Here is a 6,205-nt window from a genome sequence, read left to right on the forward strand (position 1 = left end):
ACGGCCTCGATCTGCTCGACGGGGTTGTTGCCGAGGGCGTTGCCGCCAAGGGCGACGACAATACGATCGGGCTTACCGTACGGTTTACTCATAGTGTTCGTTCACTTCCCAGCTATTAGCGAAGCGTCGCGTACATCATGGCCTTAATGGTATGCATGCGGTTCTCGGCCTCCTGGAACATACGAGACTGCGCGCTCTCAAAGACCTCGTCGGAAACCTCCATCTCAGTCACGCCGAACTTCTCGGCAATCTCGGCGCCGATGGTGGTCTGCGTATCGTGGAAGCTCGGCAGGCAGTGCATAAAGATGGCGCCGGGGTTTGCCTTGGCCATGACCTCGAGCGTTACTCGATAGGGAGAGAGAAGATCGATTCGGCTCTTCCACAGCTCCTCAGCCTGGCCCATACCGACCCAAACGTCCGTATAGATCACGTCTGCATCCTTGACGCCCTCCTCGATATCCTCAGTGAGCTGGATCGTGCAGCCATTCTGAGCGGCGATCTCCTGGCAGCGCTCAAGAAGCTCGGGATCGAAGTGCGTGGCGCCCTCGACACCGCCCTTGGGTCCGCAGGAGCAGAAGTTAATGCCGAGCTTGGCGCAGATAACCATCAGGGAGTCGCTGACGTTGCCCTGCTCCTTGCCCATATAGGTGAGCTTCATGCCGCGCGTGTCGCCAAACTCCTCACGCATGGTAAGAATGTCGGCAAGGGCCTGGGTGGGATGGTACTCATTGGTCAGACCGTTCCAGACGGGAACGCCAGCCTTGGCGGCAAGCTCCTCGACGATAGACTGGTCAGAACCACGGTACTCGATACCGTCATACATACGGCCGAGCACGCGGGCGGTATCCTCGATGGACTCTTTCTTGCCCATCTGCGACGAGCCGGGGTCGAGGTAGGTCACGCCCATACCCAGGTCCATACCGCCGACCTCAAAGGCACAGCGCGTGCGCGTGGAGGTCTTCTCAAACAGCAGGACAATGTTCTTGCCCTCGAGAAAGCGGTGCGGATAACCGGCGCGCTTCATATCCTTGAAGTTCTTTGAGAGGTCGAGCATGTACTCGATTTCCTCGGACGTAAAGTCAAGCAGGGTAAGAACGCTTCGACCAGAAAGATTAAGAGCCATGATTTGAGTCCTTTCGATTGTTGGAACACACAAGGAGGGATGGGCGGCGCAGACGCACACGCGCCGCCCAGATACGCTAAAGCTGACTAGATTTCCTCACGCCAGAACGGCATGGTCATGCAGCGCGGGCCGCCGCGACCGCGAGAAAGCTCCTCGGAGGGAGCGACGAGCAGCTCGACGCCAGCCTTGTAAAGAGCATCGTTGGTGACAACGTTGCGCTCATACACGCAGACCTTGCCCGGTGCGACCGCAAGAGTGTTGGAACCATCGTTCCACTGCTCACGGGAAGCCTCGATCGGATCGCCGCCACCGCACTCAATCATGGTGATATGGTCCATACCCGTCGCAAGCTCGAGGATATGCTGCAGGGTGCCCTCGAGTTCCTCGATATGCACCTCCCCCTCCGAATCGCCCTTGGTCAAGCGGTAGGCACGAAGCGTCTGGTAGATGCCGGGATAGACCGTGAACTTATCGCGATCGACCTGCGTGCAGACGGTGTCGAGGTGCATGTAGGCATAGCCGTGCGGAATCTTGATGGCATAGATGTTCTCGATCTCGGCCTCATCGGAACCCCAGAACATATTCTTGGCGAGCTCATCGATGGCTGCAGTCTGGGTGCGCTCGGAAATACCGATGGCGAGCGTCTTGGCGTTGATGTTGAGGATATCGCCGCCCTCGATATGCCACTCGCTGTTGTGGTCGTACCAGATGGGGCTACCGGCGTAATCGGGATGGTTGCGCAGCACCGTTTCGTAGAAGATTACCTCGCGGTTGCGCTGATTCCAGTACATGCGGTTCATGGTAGCGCCCTTGCCCACGACAGCCAGAGGGTCACGGGAGAAATACGAGGCCGGCATGGGGAACAGCACCATATCGTCAGCCTTCAACTCCTCGCCGTCCATACTGGCAAGAGAACCGCCAACCTTGGGGATCTCGAGGTCGCGAACGTAGAGGCCGCCCATGGCAGCAAGGACAAACTCCTTGTTGTCCTTAATCGAATCAAGCTTCTCGACAACGGCCTGGCGAAGGGCCGCGTTGGAGATGCCGGACTCACCCATGAACTTCGTCATGAACTCTGCGCGAGTACCCTCGACTTTGTCAAACGTCTCAGCGAGCAGCTCTTCCATATAGACGACCTCGGCGCCAGCGCCGCGAAGAAGGTCGGTAAACTGATCGTGCTCTTTCTGGGCATAGTCCAGATAGAACGCGTCGTGAATCCAAACGCGGTCGAAATCCTCCGCCTTCATGTTTACAAGATCCATACCGGGGCGATGGACGCACACCTTCTTAAGGGCGCCAATCTCGCTATGAACGTTCAGTCCTTTGTTCATCTCTATCCTTCTTTCTTACAACTGTATGTAAGGTTTTGCTTTTACGGCAAGGGGATAAGGCCCGAAACCGCAGTGAATGCCATGCAGATAACGCTCACGACCAGGAAGAATTTCCAAGCAACCTTCCACCACTGGCCAAGCGGAATCTTGCAGACGCCAAGACCGGCAACGAGCATCGCGCTTGTTGGCGAAATGAGAGACATGGCCGCGCTGCCCATGGAAAGACCCGTAACTGCAGCCTCGGGGTTTAAGCCCATCAGCTCAACAAGCGGGCCAAAAATTGGAATCGTAAGAGCAGCGATACCCGAAGAGCTCGGAACGAGGATCGACAGAAGGTTATCCACGACATAGAGGATGCTCGTAAAGATAACGGCTGGAACTCCAGTGAGAGCCGTGGCGAGCGTATTGAGAATCGTATCGATGATGAGGCCGTCATTGGCGATTACGAGGATTCCGCGGGCAAGTCCAACAACGATGGCAGAGAACGCGAAATCTGCAATTCCCTTAACGAACTCGCCAGCGATCTCCTTCTCATTCATCCCGGAAACAACACCAGAAAGAAGGGCCATGGCCAAGAAAATCGCAGAGATTTCGTTCATGTACCAGCCCTGGGCTACCAGGCCCCAAATGATAGCGCCAAGTCCAAGCACGAAAATAACCATGACGGCTTTTTGCTTAGCGGTGAACTCGCTATCGAGGAGGTTCTCATCCGCGCCAAACTCTTTGCGTTTCTCGATATCATCGTGGAAAGCGGGGGACGCTTCGGGGTTTTTCTTAACCTTGAGGGCATACATTACAACCCATGCGACGGCAACCGCCGTGAGCACGGCAAGGGCAATAGTACGCAACCAAAGCTGGGGGTTGCCCTGGATACCGAGGATGCCCTGGGAAATCAGGACGTTGAACGGATTGACGGTAGATGCGATGTATCCGATACGGGCACCCACAAACACCGTCATGAACGCTGTAATTGAGTCGAAGCCCATGGCCATCATGATCGGCATAAGAATCGCAAAGAACGGAAGCGTCTCCTCTGCCATACCAAAGGTGCTGCCGCCCAAGGCAAAAAGCACCATTAGGATCGGAATGATGAGGACGTCCTTGCTCTTGAACTTTTTCACCACTCGAGCTACGCCACTCGTGATGGCTCCGGTCGCCGTGATGACCTGGAAGGAACCTCCCACGATCATAATGAATGCAACGACCTCGACCGCTTGCTGGATGCCGATCGCAGGGGCCTCAAGTACTTCGAAGATGCCTTGGCGAAGATCGACCTCGTTGCCGTCCTCGTCCGTATAGACCTTATCGACAGGCTCATAGGTGCCCGAGACCGTTACCTCGCGACCGTTAACCTCCTGACGCTCAAACGAACCCGAAGGCACGACCCAGGTCAGAACGGCAAATACGGCCATCAAGACGAGAATGATGGTGTACACGTGCGGGACTCGAAGAGTGCGCTTCTTTTCTGTCTCTGCCATCTCTCCTCCTTAATTCAGGGGTTTTTCGTTGCCGGCAAAGCCATTGTGTCATCGCGCAAAACACCCTTCCGTCTCTTCGCCCGCCAACGAAGCGCATCGACCCGTAAACGGATTTCAGATTGATGTAATTTGTCAATTTGCTATCTAAATTGATGTTTAACATCAATTACTAAGCCGGTTCGTGCCATTCACCTGTGACAGATATGATGTAAATTGAATCAAACTCGTAATGTGCCACTATGGAAGCAATAAATACTCACCGCCAAAGCGAGGTCACATGTCCGCATTGCATGTTCAAAATGAAATAGGAAAGCTAAAAAAGGTGCTTCTGCACTGTCCCGGCCCCGAAACGCGCAACTACCCCGACGGGCAGTTCAATCGGGTCTTTACGTTGCGTCCGTCTAGCAGCTCATTCGATCTTGATAAAGCCCTTAGGGAGCATCATGCTTACTCGGCGATGCTCGAGCACGAAGGGGTAGAGATTCTCTATCTTGAAAACCTTCTTACCGAAGCCCTTGATGCGACAGAGCAAGCGCGTCGCTCTTTTATCGATAGCTACATTTCAGAATGCGGCGCGCGGGGCATTGAGCTCGAGTCTGCCATTCGCGAGTATCTCGAGCGCATCGAAGGCTCCCGCGCCCTTGCTCAAGCAGCAGTCAACGGCATCCGCTACTCCCAGGTCTTCAACACAGATAAAGAGGTGTTCAGCCTCACGAAACTGACGGCAGACGCATACTCACCTGACGATCTTCTCGTAAGCCCCCTTAACACCATGTGGTTCACACGCGATCCGGCGAGCGTCATCGGCGAAGGCGTTACGCTCAACCACATGTACTGGCCAGAGCGCAACCGTGAGGTTATCGCCTACAAAACGATTTTTACCTATCACCCAGATTTCCGCGAGACCCCTCAGTTCTTCAAGCATGAATCGACTTACCACATTGAAGGCGGCGACCTGCACAACCTCAACAGCGAAAACATAGCCGTTGGAATCTCGCAACGAACCGAGCCGGCGGCGATAGACACTTTAGCAAATAACTTGCTGTGGGATGAGAACTCGACTATTGAGTCCGTATGGGCCATTCAGGTCCCCTACGATGACCTCTGCATTCATCTCGACACATATTTCACTCGCGTTGACTACGAGACATTCCTCGTTGCTCGGGAGCTTCTCGACCAAGCGCGAGTCTACCGCATTACGCGGGGCAGATCGGAAGGGACAACCCGTGCGTGTCATGTCGCAGGCGGACTGAAAGAAGCGTTGCGATTAGCCCTAGGTTCAAGTTCGTTGCAGTTTATCCTTTGCGGTGGCTCAAATCCCGGAGCAGCAGAGGTCGAAAGGACCAACAATGCCACAAGCACCCTTTGTTTGGAGCCAGGCAAGGTCTGCGTATACGAAGAAAACGCCGAAACCAACAAAGCGCTGGAGCAGGCCGGTATTGACCTTATTCCCATCTCTATCTTTGAGCTGACAAACGGCTTTGGCGGCCCCAACTGCCTCTGCCTCCCCCTCGTCCGCACTTCATAACATGGGAACGGGTCAAAACATAAAGGCGCTTCGCAAGCGCGACCAGCTGACACAGGAGGAATTCGCGGCACTCATCGGCGTCTCCAAAGAAACGGTATGCCGCTGGGAAAAGGACCGCTATACAATCCGCCGCTCAACGTTGCTCAAGATAGTATCGAAATTTAACCTGCAGCTCGACGACCTCACATCTGAAACCGCAGGGCTTGCCGCAAAGCTCGACCACGAGGGACGGAAGGGGGAATCCAAAGAAGTTACTACTGATTCCCTTTGCGATGTATTTAAAATCTTGAAGAATGGAGGCAGAACGGGACTTAAACAAACCGGAATAACCGCGCTTCCCTCATCCGTATTCAAGAAACATCGCGGGTGCTTCTTTGTTCAAATGGACACGTCCGCCATGTCCAAATGCTACCCGATTGGATCCCTTCTCCTCGTGGATCCAAACCTGAAACCCTGGAACGGATGCTCCGTCCTCGCTTTGGCCGATAATTCAAGAATCGTCATACGTCGTTATAGCACCGGTACGAACACCGTGATGCTCTCATCCTACTCATATCGCACGTCGGAACCGGATATTGTGCTGGACAAACGCCGAATCAGGATTCTCGGAGTCATCGTCTGGTTTCAGGCATCCCATGACCTGAGCATCTAATCAGATTGGCTCTTATTCGCCTTCCTCATTTGCTCGCGCTCCAAACAGCAAAAGCCCCGCAGTCGGAGCGGACTGCGGGGCTCATGAAGAGAG

Annotated in this window: 5 protein-coding genes; 2 read left to right on the forward strand and 3 right to left on the reverse strand. The window is 54.6% G+C overall.

What is annotated here, in order from left to right; genetic code table 11:
- Window positions 1–115: 115 nt before the first annotated feature.
- The 3 genes from argF to DXB86_RS09755 all read right to left on the reverse strand — a co-directional run bounded on the left by argF (window position 116) and on the right by DXB86_RS09755 (window position 3,932).
- The gene (gene argF, locus DXB86_RS09745; protein WP_117736966.1) at window positions 116–1,123 is read right to left on the reverse strand and encodes an ornithine carbamoyltransferase; all 1,008 of its coding nucleotides are present in this window, start codon (window positions 1,121–1,123) and stop codon (window positions 116–118) included.
- A gap of 86 nt (window positions 1,124–1,209) precedes the next feature.
- The gene (locus DXB86_RS09750) at window positions 1,210–2,454 is read right to left on the reverse strand and encodes an arginine deiminase family protein (RefSeq protein WP_117648555.1); all 1,245 of its coding nucleotides are present in this window, start codon (window positions 2,452–2,454) and stop codon (window positions 1,210–1,212) included.
- Window positions 2,455–2,495: 41 nt separating this feature from the next.
- Complete coding sequence (locus DXB86_RS09755; RefSeq protein WP_070097169.1) at window positions 2,496–3,932, reverse strand: YfcC family protein; 1,437 nt, start codon at window positions 3,930–3,932, stop codon at window positions 2,496–2,498.
- A 277-nt stretch (window positions 3,933–4,209) separates the two neighbouring features.
- On the opposite strand from DXB86_RS09755, the gene DXB86_RS09760 reads away from it, so the two are divergent.
- Window positions 4,210–5,460, forward strand: a complete 1,251-nt coding sequence (locus tag DXB86_RS09760; protein ID WP_158555317.1) for an arginine deiminase family protein — start codon at window positions 4,210–4,212, stop codon at window positions 5,458–5,460.
- A gap of 1 nt (window position 5,461) precedes the next feature.
- Entirely contained in the window at window positions 5,462–6,112 is a 651-nt protein-coding gene (locus DXB86_RS09765) for a LexA family transcriptional regulator (protein ID WP_117736968.1), read from the forward strand.
- Window positions 6,113–6,205: the final 93 nt, after the last annotated feature.

The sequence above is a fragment of the Collinsella sp. OM06-18AC genome (assembly GCF_003438785.1).
Taxonomy (GTDB): domain Bacteria; phylum Actinomycetota; class Coriobacteriia; order Coriobacteriales; family Coriobacteriaceae; genus Collinsella.

What these genes read in the sequence shown, in the direction of transcription:
- DXB86_RS09765 (WP_117736968.1), top strand. Translation starts at nt 5,462, where the DNA reads ATGGGAACGGGTCAAAACATAAAGGCGCTTCGCAAGCGCGACCAGCTG.
- DXB86_RS09755 (WP_070097169.1), bottom strand. Translation starts at nt 3,932, where the DNA reads ATGGCAGAGACAGAAAAGAAGCGCACTCTTCGAGTCCCGCACGTGTAC.
- DXB86_RS09750 (WP_117648555.1), bottom strand. Translation starts at nt 2,454, where the DNA reads ATGAACAAAGGACTGAACGTTCATAGCGAGATTGGCGCCCTTAAGAAG.
- argF (WP_117736966.1), bottom strand. Translation starts at nt 1,123, where the DNA reads ATGGCTCTTAATCTTTCTGGTCGAAGCGTTCTTACCCTGCTTGACTTT.
- DXB86_RS09760 (WP_158555317.1), top strand. Translation starts at nt 4,210, where the DNA reads ATGTCCGCATTGCATGTTCAAAATGAAATAGGAAAGCTAAAAAAGGTG.